This window comes from Desulfovibrio sp. OH1186_COT-070 (assembly GCF_003860215.1).
Classification (GTDB): Bacteria; Desulfobacterota; Desulfovibrionia; order Desulfovibrionales; family Desulfovibrionaceae; genus Desulfovibrio.
Genome location: NZ_RQYH01000093.1, coordinates 1 through 1,095, shown reverse-complemented (window position 1 = coordinate 1,095; position 1,095 = coordinate 1). Strand labels below are relative to the sequence as shown.

General features: G+C 53.9%; 1 protein-coding gene and 1 tRNA gene. Both read right to left on the bottom strand.

What is annotated here, in order from left to right:
* Nucleotides 1-89: 89 nt before the first annotated feature.
* A tRNA-Leu gene (locus EII23_RS11980) sits at nt 90-176 on the bottom strand.
* A gap of 55 nt (nt 177-231) precedes the next feature.
* On the bottom strand, nt 232-1,005 hold the full coding sequence (locus tag EII23_RS11975) for a diaminopropionate ammonia-lyase (protein ID WP_260424715.1): 774 nt from the start codon (nt 1,003-1,005) through the stop codon (nt 232-234).
* Between the last annotated feature and the right edge of the window lie 90 nt (nt 1,006-1,095).

The window sequence follows — 1,095 nt, the reverse complement described above, 5'->3', positions numbered from 1 at the left end:
CCCCTTGTGTAACAAGTTTGTGTTACAAATGGAAGAATAAGCGTTTTATTTTTAGCCAGTTATAACTGATTGAACTGGTTGGATATTCATGGTGCCGAAGGGGAGACTCGAACTCCCACTCCCTTGCGAGAACTAGACCCTGAACCTAGCGTGTCTACCAATTCCACCACTTCGGCGCGAAGAGTTATCTATCCCAAGAGGGAGAGATTGGCAAGTATTTTTTTGCGGCACTCACTCCTCCGCCTGCGGGTAAAGGCCGTGCCAGACGATTTTTTCGTACTGCTCCGGATCGGTGGCCCCTTCCGTATTGATCAGAAGCACATGTGCATCCGGCCCGAGTTTCAGGGAAGAGCGCAAACAGGCCATGTGCGGGCTGCGCATGATGTATTCCAGAGCGCCCGCAGTCACGGCTCCGGACTCTCCTCCTGTCACGGCAGGATCACCGGGGCGCGGGGCCGCCAGAATGCGCATGCCGCTGGCGGCAATGCTATCATCGCAGGACAAGGCCACGTCCACATGATGTTGCAGAATTTTCCATCCGAGAGTGCTTGGCTTTCCGCAGGAGAGTCCGGCCATGATGGTTTCCAGGTTCCCGGCAACGGAGTGGGGCAGACCGTCAGCCATTTTGATGGAGCGAAAAATGCAATCGGCCTTGGCGGGCTCCACAAGTATGCAGAGGGGGGCTTTGTCTTTCCAGCGCATAACATGCCATGCCAGGATGGCGGCGGCAAAGGAGCCTACGCCTGCCTGCAGAAACACATGGCTGGGCGGCTCCGGAGAAAAATGGCGTATCTGCTCGTCTGCCTCATCGGCCAGGGTTGTGTAGCCCTCCATGATCCATTGCGGGATTTCCTCATATCCGTCCCAAGCGGTATCCTGAATCAGGATGCCGTTGGTGGCAGCGGCATATCGGGCCGCAAAACTGACCGTATCGTCATAATTCTGATCTGTTTCCGTACAAACAGCTCCTGTTTCCCGGATTTTTTCCTGCCGTGAGGGTGTAATCCCCCCAAAAAATGGTAGCGTTTGAAAGTAGAATTTCCCATACTCATGAAGCGGGAGATTTTACATGAAAAAATCACGGTTTACAGACAG